The 16,762-nt window shown below is 64.6% G+C and carries 18 protein-coding genes and 1 tRNA gene; 6 read left to right on the top strand and 13 right to left on the bottom strand.

Annotated features, from left to right (window positions below; translation table 11 throughout):
• Positions 1 to 48: 48 nt before the first annotated feature.
• On the top strand, positions 49 to 1,311 hold the full coding sequence (locus BMG00_RS07650; RefSeq protein WP_078573816.1) for a DNA polymerase IV: 1,263 nt from the start codon (positions 49 to 51) through the stop codon (positions 1,309 to 1,311).
• 1 nt (position 1,312) lies between these two features.
• Here the strand turns inward: BMG00_RS07650 and BMG00_RS07645 are convergent, their stop codons facing one another.
• Entirely contained in the window at positions 1,313 to 2,179 is an 867-nt protein-coding gene (locus BMG00_RS07645; protein WP_078573814.1) for an N-formylglutamate amidohydrolase, read from the bottom strand.
• A 182-nt stretch (positions 2,180 to 2,361) separates the two neighbouring features.
• Between BMG00_RS07645 and BMG00_RS07640 the strand changes: the two genes are divergently transcribed.
• Together BMG00_RS07640 and ykgO are read left to right on the top strand one after the other, a co-directional pair.
• Positions 2,362 to 2,436: transfer RNA gene (locus tag BMG00_RS07640), tRNA-Val, on the top strand.
• A gap of 80 nt (positions 2,437 to 2,516) precedes the next feature.
• The gene (ykgO, locus tag BMG00_RS07635; RefSeq protein ID WP_038074920.1) at positions 2,517 to 2,642 is read left to right on the top strand and encodes a type B 50S ribosomal protein L36; all 126 of its coding nucleotides are present in this window, start codon (positions 2,517 to 2,519) and stop codon (positions 2,640 to 2,642) included.
• 281 nt (positions 2,643 to 2,923) lie between these two features.
• On the opposite strand, the gene clpB is transcribed toward ykgO, so the two are convergent.
• Entirely contained in the window at positions 2,924 to 5,548 is a 2,625-nt protein-coding gene (clpB, locus tag BMG00_RS07630; RefSeq protein WP_078573812.1) for an ATP-dependent chaperone ClpB, read from the bottom strand.
• Positions 5,549 to 5,747: 199 nt separating this feature from the next.
• Here clpB and BMG00_RS07625 point away from each other — a divergent pair, with 199 nt between their 5' ends.
• Together BMG00_RS07625 and pyrF are read left to right on the top strand one after the other, a co-directional pair.
• On the top strand, positions 5,748 to 5,957 hold the full coding sequence (locus tag BMG00_RS07625; protein WP_146642581.1) for a hypothetical protein: 210 nt from the start codon (positions 5,748 to 5,750) through the stop codon (positions 5,955 to 5,957).
• Positions 5,958 to 6,027: 70 nt separating this feature from the next.
• Positions 6,028 to 6,738 (top strand): orotidine-5'-phosphate decarboxylase, encoded by a 711-nt coding sequence (gene pyrF, locus BMG00_RS07620; RefSeq protein WP_211274114.1) that lies wholly within the window; start codon positions 6,028 to 6,030, stop codon positions 6,736 to 6,738.
• Position 6,739: 1 nt separating this feature from the next.
• Here the strand turns inward: pyrF and BMG00_RS07615 are convergent, their stop codons facing one another.
• The 5 genes from BMG00_RS07615 to BMG00_RS17605 form a co-directional block, all read right to left on the bottom strand.
• Positions 6,740 to 6,976 carry a hypothetical protein gene (locus BMG00_RS07615; RefSeq protein WP_078573810.1) on the bottom strand — a complete coding sequence of 79 codons (237 nt, stop codon included), beginning with the start codon at positions 6,974 to 6,976 and terminating at the stop codon, positions 6,740 to 6,742.
• Between the two features lie 151 nt (positions 6,977 to 7,127).
• Positions 7,128 to 7,391, bottom strand: a complete 264-nt coding sequence (locus tag BMG00_RS07610; protein WP_078526084.1) for a hypothetical protein — start codon at positions 7,389 to 7,391, stop codon at positions 7,128 to 7,130.
• Between the two features lie 368 nt (positions 7,392 to 7,759).
• Positions 7,760 to 8,035: an NfeD family protein gene (locus tag BMG00_RS07605; RefSeq protein ID WP_420604812.1), complete on the bottom strand. Its 276-nt coding sequence runs from the start codon at positions 8,033 to 8,035 to the stop codon at positions 7,760 to 7,762.
• Entirely contained in the window at positions 8,035 to 8,916 is an 882-nt protein-coding gene (locus tag BMG00_RS07600) for an SPFH domain-containing protein (protein WP_078526080.1), read from the bottom strand. Before BMG00_RS07600 ends, BMG00_RS07605 begins: the two co-directional genes overlap by 1 nt.
• Positions 8,917 to 8,934: 18 nt before the next feature.
• Positions 8,935 to 9,093 (bottom strand): hypothetical protein, encoded by a 159-nt coding sequence (locus BMG00_RS17605; RefSeq protein WP_158521696.1) that lies wholly within the window; start codon positions 9,091 to 9,093, stop codon positions 8,935 to 8,937.
• Between the two features lie 301 nt (positions 9,094 to 9,394).
• Between BMG00_RS17605 and BMG00_RS07595 the strand changes: the two genes are divergently transcribed.
• Complete coding sequence (locus BMG00_RS07595) at positions 9,395 to 10,063, top strand: GntR family transcriptional regulator (RefSeq protein WP_168172712.1); 669 nt, start codon at positions 9,395 to 9,397, stop codon at positions 10,061 to 10,063.
• Between the two features lie 3 nt (positions 10,064 to 10,066).
• Here the strand turns inward: BMG00_RS07595 and BMG00_RS07590 are convergent, their stop codons facing one another.
• The 6 genes from BMG00_RS07590 to BMG00_RS07565 all read right to left on the bottom strand — a co-directional run bounded on the left by BMG00_RS07590 (position 10,067) and on the right by BMG00_RS07565 (position 16,656).
• The gene (locus tag BMG00_RS07590; RefSeq protein ID WP_078573808.1) at positions 10,067 to 10,894 is read right to left on the bottom strand and encodes a sulfite exporter TauE/SafE family protein; all 828 of its coding nucleotides are present in this window, start codon (positions 10,892 to 10,894) and stop codon (positions 10,067 to 10,069) included.
• Positions 10,895 to 10,896: 2 nt separating this feature from the next.
• Complete coding sequence (locus tag BMG00_RS07585; RefSeq protein WP_078573807.1) at positions 10,897 to 12,483, bottom strand: gamma-glutamyltransferase family protein; 1,587 nt, start codon at positions 12,481 to 12,483, stop codon at positions 10,897 to 10,899.
• Between the two features lie 3 nt (positions 12,484 to 12,486).
• A complete protein-coding gene (locus BMG00_RS07580) occupies positions 12,487 to 13,812 on the bottom strand; it encodes a TRAP transporter large permease (RefSeq protein WP_078526072.1) in 1,326 nt (441 codons plus the stop codon).
• A 16-nt stretch (positions 13,813 to 13,828) separates the two neighbouring features.
• Positions 13,829 to 14,359: a TRAP transporter small permease subunit gene (locus BMG00_RS07575; protein WP_078526069.1), complete on the bottom strand. Its 531-nt coding sequence runs from the start codon at positions 14,357 to 14,359 to the stop codon at positions 13,829 to 13,831.
• A gap of 4 nt (positions 14,360 to 14,363) precedes the next feature.
• Positions 14,364 to 15,443 carry a TRAP transporter substrate-binding protein gene (locus BMG00_RS07570; protein ID WP_078526067.1) on the bottom strand — a complete coding sequence of 360 codons (1,080 nt, stop codon included), beginning with the start codon at positions 15,441 to 15,443 and terminating at the stop codon, positions 14,364 to 14,366.
• A gap of 652 nt (positions 15,444 to 16,095) precedes the next feature.
• Entirely contained in the window at positions 16,096 to 16,656 is a 561-nt protein-coding gene (locus BMG00_RS07565; RefSeq protein WP_158521695.1) for a cupin domain-containing protein, read from the bottom strand.
• Positions 16,657 to 16,762 lie beyond the last annotated feature (106 nt).

Below are 16,762 nucleotides of genomic sequence, written 5' to 3'. Positions count from 1 at the left end.
GCCAAGAGGAAGAAGGGATATCTAGGGTCTATTCCCGGATGTGAGCCCATGCCTGCCCTTTGCCGCGACTGTCTGAGCACCTTTGATGATGCCCCCAAACGCTGCCCCAATTGCGGCAAGGCGCGTGTGATCGCGCAGCCCGAACTTTTCGATCTGCCCATTGCGCATATCGACTGCGACAGCTTCTATGCGTCTGTCGAGAAGCGCGACAATCCCGCGCTGTCCTCGCAAGCGGTGATCGTCGGCGGCGGCACGCGCGGGGTGGTCACCACCTGCTGCTATATCGCGCGGATTTCCGGCGTGCGCTCGGCGATGCCGATGTTTCAGGCGCGCAAGCTCTGCCCCGAGGCGGTGATCATCAGGCCGCGCATGGATCATTACGCCGCCGTCTCGCGCGAGATCCGGGAGAAGATGGCGGCGCTGACACCGCTGATCGAACCGCTTTCGCTGGACGAAGCGTTCCTCGATCTGACCGGCACCGCGCGGCTGCATCACGCCCCGCCCGCGGTGCAGATGGCGCGGCTCGCCCGCGAGATCGAGACGCAAATCGGGGTGACGGCTTCGGTCGGGCTGTCGCATAACAAGTTCCTCGCCAAGATCGCCTCCGATCTCGACAAGCCGCGCGGGTTTTCGGTGATCGGGCGCGCCGACACCGAAGACTTCCTGCGCGACAAGCCGGTGTCGATCCTTTGGGGCGTGGGGGCGGCGACGCGGGCTGCGCTGGGGCGGGCCGGAATTCGAACGCTGGCCGATATCCGCCGCGCAGGGCTCGCCCGGATGGAGGATCGGTTCGGAGCCTCGGGGCGGCGGCTTTTCGAACTGGCGAACGGTCAGGATGCGCGCCGCGTCTCACCCGATACCCCGATCAAATCGGTGTCGAACGAGACGACCTTCAACGAGGATATTTCGGATCGCGAGACCCTGATGGGCAAGCTCTGGCACATGGCCGAGAAGGTCTCGGCGCGGATGAAGGCGCGCGATCTGGCCGGGCGCACGGTGACGCTGAAGCTCAAACGCGCCGATTTCACCACCGTGACCCGGCAGACCCGGCTGGAGGAGCCGAGCCAGCTCGCCGATACGCTCTTCCGGGCGGGCGAGACCTTGTTCGACAAGCTCCCCCCAAACACGCCCTACCGGCTGATCGGGATCGGGTTTTCGGACCTCACGGCAGCGGACGGGCGCGATCCGGCGGGCGATCTTCTCGATCCGCAGGCAGGCAGACGCGCGGGCGCGGAACGGGCGAAGGATGCGATCCGGGCGAAGTTCGGCGCGGATGCAATCCGGCTCGGGCGCGGTTGGGACGGGTCGTGATCTACTCTGCGGCGTGACGCAACGGCTGCGCCCCGAGCCTCACGATCTTCGCGGCCACCCGCTCCATCACCGCGGCAAAGGCCTTGAACTCGGCGCTCGGCGCGATCGCTTCCTGATCCATGTAGAGCGCCCGGTCGATCTCGATCTGGATGACGTGATATCCCTCGCGCGGCCGCCCGTAGCGTTGCGCGATATACGCCCCGGCAAACGGACTGTTGCGCGACACCGAAAGCCCCTCATCGCTGAAGGCGAGCTCGACCTCGCGCATCAGCGCGCGATCCGCACTCGCTCCGTAGCGATCCCCGAGCACGATCTGAGGGCGCCGATGGCCAAGCGAATCGAGCGCCTCGGAGGGCATGGAATGCACGTCGAGCAGGATCGCCTGACCGAACGCGCGATGCGCCTCGATCATCAGCGCCGCCAGCTGGTCGTGATAGGGATGCCAGACATGGTTGAGCCGCGCCTCGGCCTCCATCCTGGGGATCTTGCCGCGATAGATCGCGCGCGCGCCCGAAACGACCCGCGGAATGACGCCGAGACCGGCGGCGACGCGCGGGCTCGGGGTCGAACGTTCCAACCCTGCGATCAGGGCCGAATCGAGCTCCTCGGGCCCGCGGTTGAGATCCACCCAGGCGCGCGGATACTCCGCTGCAAGCAAAGGCGCCCCAAGCCGCGGCACCGGCGCAAGCAAGCGATCCACGAAAGCATCCTCGGAAGAACGCAGCCGCGCCATGTCGAGCACCGTGCGATCGCGGAGACTTTGCGGATAATGCGCACCCGAATGCGGCGAGGCGAAGATCGCAGCCGTGTGTACCGCCGCGGGGCGGATCAGCCGGAACGGCGGCGGAAGGGCTGGGCTGTCGCTCATGGAACCTCTTGTGATCGGCTAATATCCTACACCGGAACGCTTTCGCACCAAAACCCTCTTGAAAGCCGTTTCGACTCTTTATATAGACCCCCAGACCGACGCGACACCGCGCCTTTCGGTTCCCTTAGCGGCCCAGCCCGCAAGCGCGAATCAAAGGCAATAAAACGGGGTCGAACGGGCGTGGGCGGTTAGCTCAGCGGTAGAGCACTACGTTGACATCGTAGTGGCCACTGGTTCGATCCCAGTACCGCCCACCATCTATTCGCCGCCCCGGCTGAGAGGCCCGGGGCATTCGTTTTTCAAGGCGCACCTTGCGCCGCGATACAGGAGAAGGCCGATGAAGGTCCGCAACTCGCTCCGCTCGCTCAAGCAGCGTCATCGCGATTGCCAGGTCGTGCGCCGCAAAGGCCGCGTCTACGTGATCAACAAGACGCAGAAGCGCTTCAAAGCCCGCCAGGGCTGAGGCGACAGAGCCGAAACGAATGAAAAGGCCGTGCCAGGGTTATCCCGGCACGGCCTTTTTGTTTCCATCCGTCCAAATGTGACGCGAGCAAAAGGGGGCGCTGCCCCCGGCCGCCAGCGGCCTCCCCCGAGATATTTTCGTCAAGAAGAAGGAATCGCGCGCTTCTTCTTGATCCAAATATCTCGGGGGTGAGGGCGAAGCCCGAGGGGGCAGCGCCCCCTGACCCGGACATGGAAAAGGGGCGGATCGCTCCGCCCCTCGCAATCGGTTTGAACCCGGCCTCAGTGCAGCGGCACGCCATCGGCGGGTTGCGTCCCGCCCAGCGGCGCGCTGTGACCGCCCACGATCAGGCCGTCCGGCCCAGCGGTGACGTTGACCGTCGCGCCGTCGATCACCTCGCCGCCGAGGATCGCCTCGGCCAGCGGGTCTTGCAGGGCGCGCTGGATCACCCGCTTGAGCGGACGTGCGCCATAGACTGGGTCGTAACCCGCATCGGCAAGCCATTTGCGGGCCGCCGCGTCGAGATCGAGCGTGATCTTGCGCTGCGCCAGACGTTTCTCCAGCCGCTTGAGCTGGATCTCCACGATCCCGTCCATATTCTCACGGTTCAGGCGATCGAAGATCACCATCTCGTCGAGACGGTTCAGGAATTCGGGGCGGAAATGCGCCCGCACCGCATCCATGACCTGCGCCTTGGCCTGAGCCGCGTCGTCCGTGCCTTCCGGCAGCTGGCTGAGCGCCTGAGACCCGAGGTTCGAGGTCAGCACGATCAGCGTCTGCTTGAAATCGACCGTGCGGCCCTGACCATCCGTCAGCACACCATCGTCAAGCACTTGCAGCAGCACGTTGAACACGTCCGGGTGCGCCTTCTCGACCTCGTCGAAGAGTACGACCTGATAGGGACGACGCCGCACCGCTTCGGTCAGAACGCCACCCTCGTCATAGCCGACATAGCCGGGCGGGGCGCCGATGAGCCGCGCCACGGAGTGTTTCTCCATGAACTCGGACATGTCGATCCGCACCATCGCCTGATCGTCGTCGAAGAGGTAATTCGCGACGGCCTTGGTCAGTTCGGTCTTGCCCACCCCGGTCGGGCCGAGGAATAGGAAGCTGCCCAGCGGACGGTTCTCGTCGTTGAGCCCCGCACGCGCGCGGCGCACGGCGTTCGACACGGCGGTGATCGCCGCATCCTGACCGATGACGCGCTTGTGCAGCTCGTCTTCCATCTTCAAGAGCTTTTCGCGCTCGCCTTCGAGCATCTTCGAGGTCGGGATGCCGGTCCAGCGTTCGACCACTTCGGCGATCTGTTCGGGACGTACCGATTCCTCGACCATCAGCTCTTCGCCCTCGGCCTCTTCGGCCTGGGAAAGTTGCTTCTCGAGGCTCGGGATGATCCCGTAGGACAGCTCACCTGCGCGGGCGAGATTGCCCTCGCGCTTGGCCTGATCGAGCTCGGCCCGGGCCTTGTCGAGCTGCTCTTTCAGGTGACGGCTCGATTCCAGCTTGTCGCGCTCGGCCTGCCATTTGGCGGTCATCTCCGAGGCGCGGTCCTGCAGATCGGCCAGCTCCTTCTCGAGCTTTTCAAGACGATCCCTCGACGCGGTGTCGTCCTCTTTCTTCAGCGCTTCCGCCTCGATCTGCATCTGCAGGATCTGACGGTCGAGGGCGTCGAGCTCCTCGGGCTTGCTGTCCACTTCCATGCGCAGACGCGAGGCGGCCTCGTCGACGAGGTCGATTGCCTTGTCGGGCAGGAAACGGTCGGTGATATAGCGATGCGAGAGCGTCGCGGCCGCCACCAGCGCCGAGTCCGAGATCTTCACCCCGTGGTGAAGCTCGTATTTCTCCTTGATGCCACGCAGGATCGAGATCGTGTCCTCGACCGTCGGCTCTTCCACCATAACGGGCTGGAAACGCCGGGCCAGAGCCGCGTCCTTCTCGACATATTTGCGGTACTCATCAAGCGTCGTAGCCCCCACGCAGTGCAGCTCACCACGGGCCAGCGCAGGCTTGATCAGGTTCGCGGCATCCATCGCGCCGTCGGATTTCCCCGCGCCGACGAGCGTGTGCATCTCGTCGATGAAGAGGATGATCTCGCCGGCTGCGGCCTCGATCTCCTTGAGGATCGCCTTCAGACGTTCCTCGAATTCGCCGCGATATTTCGCGCCCGCGATCAGCGCACCCATGTCGAGCGCGAGAAGCTTCTTGTCGCGCAGCGATTCCGGCACGTCGCCGTCGATGATGCGCAGCGCAAGGCCTTCCGCGATCGCGGTCTTACCCACGCCGGGCTCACCGATCAGAACCGGGTTGTTCTTGGTCCGGCGCGACAGCACCTGCATCGCGCGGCGGATTTCCTCGTCGCGGCCGATGATCGGGTCGATCTTGCCCTGTTCGGCGGCCTCTGTCAGATCGCGCGCGTATTTCTTTAGCGCCTCATAGCCCTCTTCGGCCGAGGCCGTGTCGGCGGTGCGGCCCTTGCGCAGGTCGTTGATCGCGGCGTTGAGTTTTTGTGCGGTCACAGCGCCCGCATCAAGGCAGTCCTTCGCCTTTGTGTTGACCATCGCGAGTGCCATCAGCACGCGCTCGACCGGAACGAAGCTGTCGCCCGCCTTCTTGGCGAGTTTCTCGGCCTCGTCGAGCACCCGCACGAGGTTCTGCTCGACATAGACCTGACCGTCGCCGCCCGACACTTTCGGGAGTTTCGAGACCGCCAGATCGACCGCCTCCTGCACGCGCACAGGCTCGCCGCCCGATCGTTTGATCAGGTTGGCCGAAAGGCCCTGGTCGTCATCCATCAATGCCTTCAGAAGATGCTCGGGCACCACACGTTGATGCCCCTCGCGCATCGCAATGGTCTGCGCGGCCTGAAGGAAACCGCGAGACCGCTCCGTGAACTTCTCCATGTTCATCGGTATTCTCCTTTTCTAAAGCCCCCGGGATGTGTCTGGCCCTGAATAGGCGCCGTCCTGACCGGGTCTCGATAGGAAAATGGGCGCTGAGCGCGGGGGCTTCAAGGGTCCGGACCGGCCATTTCGCCGCAGCAGGAAACCAAATCGCAAGAATTGGCGTTTACCTTTCGACAGTCCCGATGGAATGGAGGCTCCGCCGATGCATCACGCCACGGCCACGCGTATCGCCCGCCTGATCTATAACGCCGCGCATCGCCGGTTCGAGGCGGTCGTTGAATTCTTCACCCCCGGCCTCGTCGAACCCCTGCGGGTTCCCGTTCGCGTTGACGCCGCGCCCGGCATCAGCCATCGCCAATTGACCCGCGCGCTGACGCGCGAGGCGCAGCGGCGCGGGATCGGCGGTCTCTGATCGGGCCGCGCCCGCTTGACGTCGCGGCCATTGACCCGCATCAGGGGGCGACCCGCAAAGGAGCCCCCCGATGACCGACCTGACCCTGCCTGCCGATGACCGCCTGATCGTCGCTCTCGACGTGCCCAACGCATATGAAGGCCTGATGCTGGCCAACCAGCTTGGTGACGCGGTCTCCTTCTACAAGATCGGGCTGGGTATGCTGACCGGGGGCGGGCTGGCGCTCGCGACCGAGCTCAAGCAGGATCAGGGCAAGCGGATCTTCCTCGACATGAAGCTCTTCGATATTGGCGCGACGGTGGAAAATGCCGTGCGCGGGCTGGCGCAGTTCGACCTCGATTTCCTGACCGTGCACGGCGATCCCTACGTGGTGAAAGCCGCGAAGGAAGGCGCGGCGGGCAAAGACCTGAAAATCCTCGCGGTGACGATCCTGACCTCGCTTGATCGCGAGGATCTTGATGGGGCTCTGATCAAGGAAGGCGCGATCCGCGATCTCGTGGCGGAACGGGCCGGACGCGCCTTCGAGGCGGGCGCCGACGGGGTGATCGCCTCGCCGCAGGAGGCCGCGATGATCCGCGCGCTTCCGGAAGCGAACGGCAAGCTGATCGTGACGCCGGGCGTGCGTCCCGCCGGGGCCGAGCTGGGTGATCAGAAGCGTATCGCCACGCCCGCCGCGGCTGTCGAAGCCGGCGTGGATCATATCGTTGTCGGCCGCCCGATCCACCGCGCCGCCGATCCGCGTGCGGCGGCAGAGGCGATCGTCGCAGAACTGCGCAGCTGAATTACTGGCCCGCACCGCCCGTTGCCGGGCCGCTCGTATGCGGCGCGGGCGAGACCTCGATCGTCGCCTCCGAATCGCTGACGGGGTTCAACGGCGGCGGATCCGTCGCGGTCTGCGATCCACCGTCGATGGGGGTATCGGCCACCAGCCAGACAACCACGCCCAAGGCGACCGCGAGGGCCACGAGGGTAAATAAAAGCCCGCCAAGGCTGGTCTGCCGGGAAGGGTCGCGCGCCATGACAGCTCCATATCTTGTTCCAAAGGGTTAACGCGCCGCCGGTGGCCACGTTCCTTTTGGCCTGTGGCATCGGCAGGTCGTTGCCAATGATAAAGCGGCGCCCCGCAGGACGCCGCTTCAATAGGCCGTGAAGGCTCGATGTGGTCTCGGATCAGTTCGCGGTGCCGCCCGAAGCCGAACCCTGAGCGCTCGTGCCGCCATCGCTGGCCGGGGCGCTGTCGGCCGGGGCCGGCGCCGTGGTCTGGCTCTCGATCGTGACCGAAGTGGAATTGGCGTCGCCGGTGGGCACGCCGGGGCCGTCCGCGGTCGGGGCCATGACGAACCACAGGACGAGGCCGAGTGCGACGACGACAGCGCCGAGGACAAAGTAGATCCCGCCGAGGCCGGATTTCTCGTTACGAATTTCAGTAGCCATGATGTTCTCCCATCACTCTTGTGCATGTCTTCGGCACATCAACGTGGGACCAACCGGGCAGTTCCGAAAAACTCTCGACATAGGCAAAACGGCGCCCATCGGGGCGCCGCTTTCTTTTGCCCGCCCACCCGGAAATGGCCGGACCGGGCCTCTCACTTGGAAGCCGGGACAAGCGTCACCTCGACGCTCTCGTTGCCGCTCAGGGAGGTTGCCACCGTAATACTAGTGACGACCCCGGAGCGAAGACGAGCGCGATCGGAAAAAGCCGACCGCGGGTCTCGCTTGGGTAATCGTTACAGGTGAAAATCTGCCGTTCAAAGACTTATCGAAGAACCGGCGACGCCAGCACACCGTTCCGTCACGCGGGCTCAGTTTTCGTTGATGTCGCGATCCCAGAGCTTGGTTTGCCCCTTGCGCACGCCCATTCCCTTGCGCAGTGCGAGCCAGGCGATGATCGAGAGCACGGCGAAGACCACGAGGGTTACGGCTATGGAGTTGCCCAACAGCCCGATCCAGATCAGCGCGCCGACCAGTACCGCGCCGATTGCGAAACCGAGGAAGAGGAAGCCCGGGATCAGCATCTCTGCACCGGCGAGGATCACGCCCGCAAGCACCCAGACCCAGGGCATTTGCCAGTATTCCATCATTTCGCCCCCAAAAGCTTGAACGCATTGGTGAAGGCTTCGAGTGCCGCGGCAGGCAGGATCACCGTCTGCTTGCCCTCACCCTTGGCGACCTGCGAGAGCGCATCGACCTGTTTCAGCGCCACCTGATATTGCGCGGCTTCAAGCCCGTTCTTGGCAATGGCTGCGGCCACCACCTCAGTTGCGTAGGCCTCGGCGTCGGCGCCGATCCGGCGGGCTTCGGCCTCTTTCTGCGCCTGAAAAAGCTGTGCCTCGGCGGCAAGTTCCACCGCGCGTTTCTTGCCCTCGGCTTCGGTGACGAGCGCCCGGCGGGCCCGCTCGGCATTGAGCTGCTGGAGCATCGCGGCCCGCGTCGCCTCGTCGAGATTGACGTCGAGAATCTCGGCGCGCGTCACCTCGATCCCCCAGTCATCGACCATCGCGGCGACCTGCTCACGCACCTTGGCGATGAGTTGCGAGCGGTTCGATTGCACCTCGTCGAGTTCCATCACGCCGATTTCGGAGCGCACGATCCCCGCGACCGTCGTCGCGATCGCCGCATCCACGTCGCGGATCCGGTAGACGGTCTTTTCAGGCTCGGTGATGCGGTAGAAGACCGAGGTTTCGACCTTTACCAGCACGTTGTCGGCGGTGATCGCGTCTTGCAGCGCATTGGGGAGCTGGCGTTCGAGGATCGAGATCTTGTGGGGGACGCGGTCGAGGAAGGGGACGATGAAGTTGATCCCCGGTCCGAGCACGGCGCGCAGCCGTCCAAAGCGCTCGACCACGTGTTTTTCGGATTGCGGCACGATCCGGACTCCAAGGAAAACCGACAGGATCAGCAGCGCCGCGACGGCGATCATCACGATGTCGCCGCCGCCCAGAATGTTCTCGATACCCATTTTGTCCCCTATTCCCTTTTACGAATTTCCGTCGGGAAAGACCTTCAATCCCAGCAAGATCAACACAACCAATACCGCCCACCCGCCGGGGCGAGAGATCAGCCAGATCGCAAGCGCCAGCGCGATCCCGACAAGCCGCGAGCCAGCCGTTGCGAAAAGGCTGAAAAGCACGCCCATCAGGCCGATGCCATTCTTTGATTGGGCATGAACTGCTCCTTTTGGTTGGCAAGGAGATTGCCGCAACTTCCACGATTTGGGAAGGGCGAAGGGGGGCGGGCCCGGGTCGGCATCTTGCCGATTGCCTCGCGCTGAGGCGGCAGGCAGCCCTCGGCGCGGGTGGCTTCCTCGCAAGGCGGTCCGTGCCGCCCGAAAACCGATGGGAGAATAGGGGCTAGGTGGGCCATCGCTCTGGAAACTCGTGCGTCGATCCTATAAAAAACAGGGAGATAAAGGGCAGCTGATGAACCAGGGAGGGCGCATGCCGGCATCAGAAGGGACGCAGACGCCGGCACCGCGCAAATTGCAGGGAACGGTGATCGCTGAACAGCTCGAAGCCGAGATCGTTTCAGGCGATCTGACGGCGGGCAGCAAGCTCGACGAGTTGTCGCTCGTTCAGCGTTTCGGTGTCTCGCGCACGCCGATCCGCGAGGCGCTGCACAAGCTCGTCGCGATGTCGCTGGCCGAGCGGATGCCCTATCGAGGCGTGGTCGTCGCCAACATCACGCGCGAGCGGATCGAGCAGATGTTCGAGGCGATGGGCGAGATCGAGGCGATGTGCGGGCGTCTGGCTGCGGACCGGATGACGATCGGCGAGCGGGCGGAGATCGAGGATCTGCATCGCGCGATGGGGCAGATGGCGCAGCGCGGCGAGTTCGAGGCCTATGAGGCCGCCAATACCGAATTCCACCAGCGCATCTACGACGCGACCCATAACCGCGATCTGATCGAGCTGTCGAACGCGCTGCGGCTCAAGCTCGCTCCGTTCCGCAAGTCGCAGCTGCGCAACGATGTGCGGATGGAGGTCTCGAACGAAGAACACGAGGCGATCGTCTCGGCGCTGCTCGACCACGATCCCAAGCGGACCGAGAATGCGTTGCGGCGGCACCTTGTGAGTGCCGCGCGCGAGGTTCTGACGCGGATGCGCTGAGGCTCAGCCGAAGACCGAGAGCAGCATCCGGATCGCGGTGATCCCGAGGAAGAGCGCAAAGGCACGCTTGATCCAGACCGTGTCGAGATTGTGCGCAAGCGCTGCGCCCACCGGGGCGAAGCCGACCGTGAAGGGCAGGATGATGCCCGCGGCGATCAGGTTCACATAGCCCAGCGAGAGGGGCGGACGTCCCTCTACGCCAAGACCCGAATAGATGAAGCCCAGCACCGCCGGCACCGCGATGATGAAGCCGAAAGCCGAAGCCGTACCGACCGCGCGGCGGATCTCGACCGAAAAGCCGCTCAGCAAGGGGACCGAGAGCGTGCCGCCACCGATCCCCATCAGTGCCGAGAATAGCCCCGTGAGATAGGAGATGGCCCCGTTCACCGCCTTGGAGCGCGGCAGGTGATCACTGATTACAAGCGTTTTCGGCGTCGCCATGTTGATCGAGACCAGAAGCGCGATCGTGCCGAAGATCGCCTTGAGTCCGCTCGCGTCGATATATTTCGCAGCCAGGCCGCCGCTGAACGCGCCGAGCACGATGCCGGGCGCCCAGAGCCGCAGCAGGCTGCGATCGACCGACCCGCGCTTGTTATGGGCGCGGGCGGAGGAGATCGAGGTGAAGATGATCGTCGCGAGCGAGGTCGCCACCGCCATGTGCATCGACAGCTCGGGTGGGAAATTCGTCATCGAGAGGATCCAGAACAGCACCGGGACCAGCACGATGCCCCCGCCTACGCCCAGCAGGCCCGCGAGAATGCCGGCGAGGATTGCGGTGAGCGCGACGCCGCCGAGGATCATCGCGAGTTGAAGAAGGGAAAGATCGGTCATGGTCAGAAACTCAAGGCGGCGCCATCGGCGCGCGGGTCGGTTGCGGATTCGATAAGCCCGTCAGGGTGGAGGACGACACCGCCGGCGTGACCCGCGAGATCGGAATAGTCGGGGATCATCTCGACCTGATGGCCGGCCGCGCGCAGTGCCTCGATCAGCTCGGGATCGAAGCGGCTTTCGAGCTTGAGCGTCGTCGTCGCATCCCCCCAGGTCTTGCCCAGCAGCCAGCGCGGCGCGGTGACGGCGGCTTGCAGGTCCATGCCGAATTGCGCGTAGCGGGTGAAGACCGCCGATTGCGTCTGCGGCTGGCCCTCGCCGCCCATCGTCCCATAGGCGAAGACACGCCCGTCAGGCAGATGCGCGAGCGCAGGGTTGAGCGTGTGGAAAGGACGCTTGCTCGGTGCGAGCTGGTTCGGCCCCGGCTGCAGCGAGAAGCCCGCGCCCCGGTTCTGGAAGAAGACCCCCGTTTCCGGGCAGGTGAGGCCCGAGCCGAACTCCCAGAACACGCTCTGGATGAAGCTGACCACGGTGCCGTCGCGATCCGCGGCGCCCATCCAGATCGTGTCGCCCTGCTTGGGGTCGTAGGGCCATTCCAGCGCGGTTTCACGGTCGATCTTCGCGGCCATCGCGTCGAGCCGGTCCTCTGTCAGCCAGTCCTGCGCGGGTTCGCGCATCGTGGCGGGGTCGCCCAGCTCGGCGTTGCGCAGGATGAAGGCCTGTTTGGTGGATTCAATCAGCCCGTGGATATGGTCGAACCCTTCGCCTTCGCTGACGCCCAACCGGTCGAAGATCCCGAGGATCATCAGCGAGGCGATGCCCTGCGTGGGCGGGGTCATGTTGTAAAGCGTGCCTTGAGAGGTGGTGACTTCAAGCGGCGTCACCTGCTGTGCGCGGTAGGCGGCAAAATCGCTGGCGCGCAGCGGGCTGCCTTGCGCCTCGAGGAAGTCGCCGTGAATGCGGGCGAGATCCCCCTCGTAATAGCTGCGCAGACCCTCGGTGGCGAGACGTTCCAGCGTGCGCCCCAGGGCTTCCTGTTTCATGCGCGCGCCGGCCTGAGGCACCTTGCCATCGATCAGGAAGGTCTCGGCAAAGCCCGGTACGGCCTCGAGCCCCGCGAGTTTTTCCGCTGTCGTGCGGCTCTGGTTGCCGGTCACCGCGATCCCGTCGCGCGCATAGCCGATCGCGTTCGCGAGCAGCCGCTCGAGCGGCAGACGCTTGGCCGGATCGACCAGATCGAGCGCCGCCTCCCAGCCGCCGATCGTACCCGGCACGGTCAGCGCGGCCAGCCCGCCGCGCGCGGGGATCGTGTCCGAATGGCCTTGGGCCGCATACCATTCGGGCGTCGCCAGCGCCGCGGCATGACCGCCCGCGAAGATCCCGATCGGTTTCTCTCCCGGGCGATGGATCAGCCAGAACCCGTCCCCTCCGATCCCGTTCATATGCGGGTATGTCACCGCGACGGTCGCGGCCGCGGCCACCATCGCCTCGATGGCGGTGCCGCCCGCCGCCAGGATTTCCTGTCCGGCCAGCGCAGCAGCGCGGTGGGGCGCGCTCATCGCGCCGTTATAGCCGAGTGCCGAATAGAGCATGTCTTACCATCCGATCAGATTGGGCAGCCAGGTCGTGAGCTGCGGGAAGAGATAGACGAGCCACAGCCCGATGAGCTGCAAGCCGATGAAGGGGATGACGCCGCGATAGATGTCACTCGTCTTCACCGAAGGGGGCGCGACCCCCTTGAGGAAGAAGAGCGACCAGCCGAAGGGCGGCGTCAGGAAGGATGTTTGCAGGTTTACCGCGACGAGGATCGAAATCCACGCCATGTCGACGCCGGCCGCATGAAAGATCGGCAGGAAAAGCGGCAGGGCGATATAGGAGATCTCGATCCATTCGAGGAAAAAGCCCAGCACGAATAACAGCGCCATCAGGAAGAAGATCTGTCCGGTCAGCCCGCCCGGAACCGCGCTGAAGGCGTCCTGCACGAGCCGTTCGCCGCCAAGGCCGCGGAAGGCGAGGCCGAAGGGCTGCGCGAAGATCAGGATCAGGAAGACCATCGCGCTCGTGACGAAGGCCGAGCGCACCGTCTCGCGCAGGATCGTGAAGTTCAGCCGTCCGGAGGCGGCAGCCAGCAGGATCGAGCCGAACGCGCCCATCGAGGCGGCCTCGGTCGGCGCCGCGACGCCGCCGATGATCGATCCTAGCACCGCGACGATCAGCAGGATCGGCGGCAGCACCACTTTGAGCAGCTTCATCCCGATGTCGCGTCTGGAATAGGTCGCGCGCTCCTCCGCCGGGATGGCCGGGACGCGATGGGGGCTCATGATGCCGAGGATCAGCACATAGGCGATGAAGAGCCCCGAGAGCAGCAGGCCCGGGATCAGCGCCGCGGCGAAAAGCGTGCCGACGGATTCGCCGGTGATATCGGCCAGCAAAATCAGCACAAGGCTCGGCGGGATGATCTGCCCGAGCGTGCCGGAGGCGCAGATCACGCCGCAGGCAACGCCCGCGTCGTACCCGCGCCGGATGATCGGGCCGAGTGCGATCAGGCCGACCGTGACGACCGTCGCGCCAACGACGCCCGACGCCGCGCCCATCAGCACGCCCACGAGGATGATCGCCAGCGCCATCCCCCCGCGCAGCCCGCCCATGGCGAGACCGATCACTTCTAACAGGTTCTCGGCGATCTTAGATCGCTCGAGCATGATCCCCATGAAGATGAACAGGGGCAGCGCAAGCAGGGTGTAGTTGGTGACCACGCCGAAGATCCGCGCGGGCAGGAGCGAGAACAGCATCGGGCCGAACCCGGCATAGCCGAAGATCAGGCCGGTTGCGCCAAGGCATACCGCCACCGGCAGGCCGCCGAGCAGGAGCACGAAGAAAGCTCCGATCATGCACAGGGCAAGGATTTCATTCACGGGCATCGGGAGAGGGTATCCATCAGGTCGAGCGCCCGTCGCGGGTGATATGGGGGATCAGCCGCGCGAGGCTTTCGGCCGTCATCGCGACGGCTTGAAGGGCGAGAAGGGCGAAGGCTGCGGGGATCGCCGCCTTGAGGATGTAGCGATAGGGCAGGCCGCCGGGATCGGGAGAGCCCTCACCGATCGCGTAGCTGCTCTGGACATAGGCGATCGAGAGCCAGCCGATGATCACCGCGATTGCGCCGAGCGTGATGTTCGAAACCAGGTCGATCAGCGCCTGCATTCCGGGCGCCATCTTCGCGTAGAAGATATCGACACGCACCTCGCCGCCCTGATTGAGCCCGTAGGACATGCCGAAGAGCGCGCCCACCGCCATCAGGTGCCATTCGCCCTCCTGGAGGGCGACGGAGCCGAAGGAGAAGAAATAGCGAAACAGCACGTTGAGCGCGACGAGCAGAACGAGCGCGAGCCCGCTCCAGGCCGCGATCTGGCCAATGATACGGACGGTGCCTCCGGCACCGCCCGCGATCTTATGGAGAAGACCGGTCATCGTCTCACGCCGGCAGGTTGTGGTAGGGCTTCTCGGAGATCGCCGCCCATTCCCGGTGCTCGGCGCGGAACGCCATGAACGCATCATGCACCTTCTTGGTCGCGGGATCAGCCGCGGCGCCCTCTGCAAGAACTTCCTCGGTGACGGTACGCAGCTGGGCCACGACCTCATCGGGAAGGACATTCGCGATCACGCCCGAATTCTCGACGAGATCCTTCAGCGCCGCGGCGTTATTCGCCTCGCACCAGGTGTGGCTCTCGAGGTTGCAGGCCATCGCAGCGGTCGAGACGATCGCCTGAAGATCGGCGGGCAGGCTGTCCCAGGCGGCCTTGCCAATCAGCAGCTCGGTGACGTTCGAGGGCTCGTGCCAGCCGGTCGTGTAGTAGTATTTCGCAGCGTTCTGCAGGCCGAGGCGGCGATCCTGATAGGGGCCGACGAATTCCGCCGCGTCGATCACGCCACGCTCGAGCGCCGGGAAGATCTCGCCGCCAGGCAGGAGTTTCACGTCGACGCCGAGCTTGGCATAGACCTTGCCCGCCAGGCCCGGAATCCGCATCTTCAGATCCTGGAAATCTGCAACCGTTTCGATCGGCTTGCGGAACCAGCCGGTCATCTGCACGCCGGTATTGCCCATCGGCAGCGCCTTGAGCCCGAGCGGAGCGTAAAGCTCGTCCCAGAGTTCCATGCCGCCGCCGTGATAGAGCCAGGCATTCATGCCCTGGAAGTTCAGGCCGAAAGGAACGGTGGTGAAATACTGCGCCGCCGGAAGCTTGCCGGCCCAGAAATAGGCATTGGCCGCGTTCATCTCGACTGCGCCCGAACGCACCGCATCGAACCCTTCGAGCGCCGGGATCAGCTCTCCGGCCGCGAAATGCTGGATCTTCAGGCGGCCGTCGGACATCGCCTCGACCTTCTTGCAGAAATCGGTCGGGCTGCCGGGGCCTTCGACATAGAAAGGCGAGCCGGGACCGTAAGCATTGGTCATCTTCCAGCTGAAGCTCGTCTGCGCGCGGGCGATCGAGGGGGTCGCGAGGGGAACGGCGGCGAGGGTCGCGCCTGCGGCGAGAAATTTACGTCTGTCCATTGGCTGTCCTTTCATCGGGGAGGTAAGACACAGCTCTTAGAGAAACGATCACGGCGCGATGCCAAAGAGTTGAACCTGCGAATACGTCCGCAAAGTCATTTTGTATACAAAAATAGTTAAAAATTGACGATGTGTGCACGAAATTTGCGCGCTTCACGTATGGATCCATCCGGGATTTTCCCCGAAATCGATGGTTTGGTGCGGAGCGTTCCGCGAAAAGTCTCGAATCTTGTGCGGCCTTGGGACGTCGGGTTTTCGGCCGATGACTGTGAGTGTTCGCCTGGTTTCGTAGCGTTTCTTGGCGAGATCGGGATTTGTCAGGGCGAGGGCCGGGGGCTCGCTGCGGCGCCACGCATCCGAGGTTGAAAGTGGCGTCGATGGAAACCCGCTTGCCTCAACCAAAGCCGAAGGGGCCATCTGTGCCGTGGGCAAAATACAATCCGGAAGAGAAATGCGTTCCACGGTGCGCTTCAGCAGCTCCCCCAGGCGCTCACAGTGGCGATATTCCCGCCAGCGGCCAAATGCCCGAAGAACGGTGGGACGGTGCAAAGGGGACAGGCGCTCTCGTCGGTCGTTCGCGCAATCCCGCCGGGGTGCATGCAATCCTGACCGGCTCCCCACAGCCCGTGTGTCTGGCTTGGCGCCTTGCGCCTCAGAAGGTTGCGGGCGTTGCCACCCACAGAATGCGCGAGGTGCCCGGATCGATGTTGCGATAGCGATGCGGGAGGTTCGACGCGAAGAAGAAGCTGTCGCCCGGGCCGAGGAAGTGGCTCTGCCCGTCCACGATCAGCTCCACCCGGCCTTCCAGGATATATCCGACTTCCTGGCCCGCGTGATGGATGTCGCCGCCGCTTTCGGCACCGGGTTCGAGCGCGTGGATATTCGCGTCGAGCATCAGGTCGGGGAAGGTCGGCGTCAGGCGCTCGAGGAGGATCGCCCCGCTCGCGCCGCCGTGGCTGACCTTGACCGAGGGGCGCTGTTCGGCGCGCATCACGCTGATCTCGTCCTGCGAGCCTTCGCTGGCAAACAACGCCACGATGGAGGTGTCGAGCGCCGCGAGAATGCGATGCAAGGTGCGTAACGAGGGCGTCGCCTGATCGGTCTCGATCTTCGAGAGCATGGAGGGTGAGCAGCCGACCTCCTTTGCCAGCACCTGCAAGGTCTTGCCGCGTGCCTTGCGCGTCTCACGCAACCGCGCCCCCAGATCCGACATGGTGCGCTGCGTCGACTCGGCCGTGCCTCTGTCGCCGTCTCGTCCCGTCCCGCGATCGTCATCGTGCCTAATTTTTACGCCCATCCCTCGAAACCTGGCTCATAGA

Origin of the sequence: Thioclava marina, from assembly GCF_002020135.1 — a bacterium.
GTDB classification, from domain to species: Bacteria; Pseudomonadota; Alphaproteobacteria; order Rhodobacterales; family Rhodobacteraceae; genus Thioclava; species Thioclava marina.
Note: the sequence above shows the minus strand (reverse complement) of the source record. Positions and strands in the feature narration are given on the sequence as shown.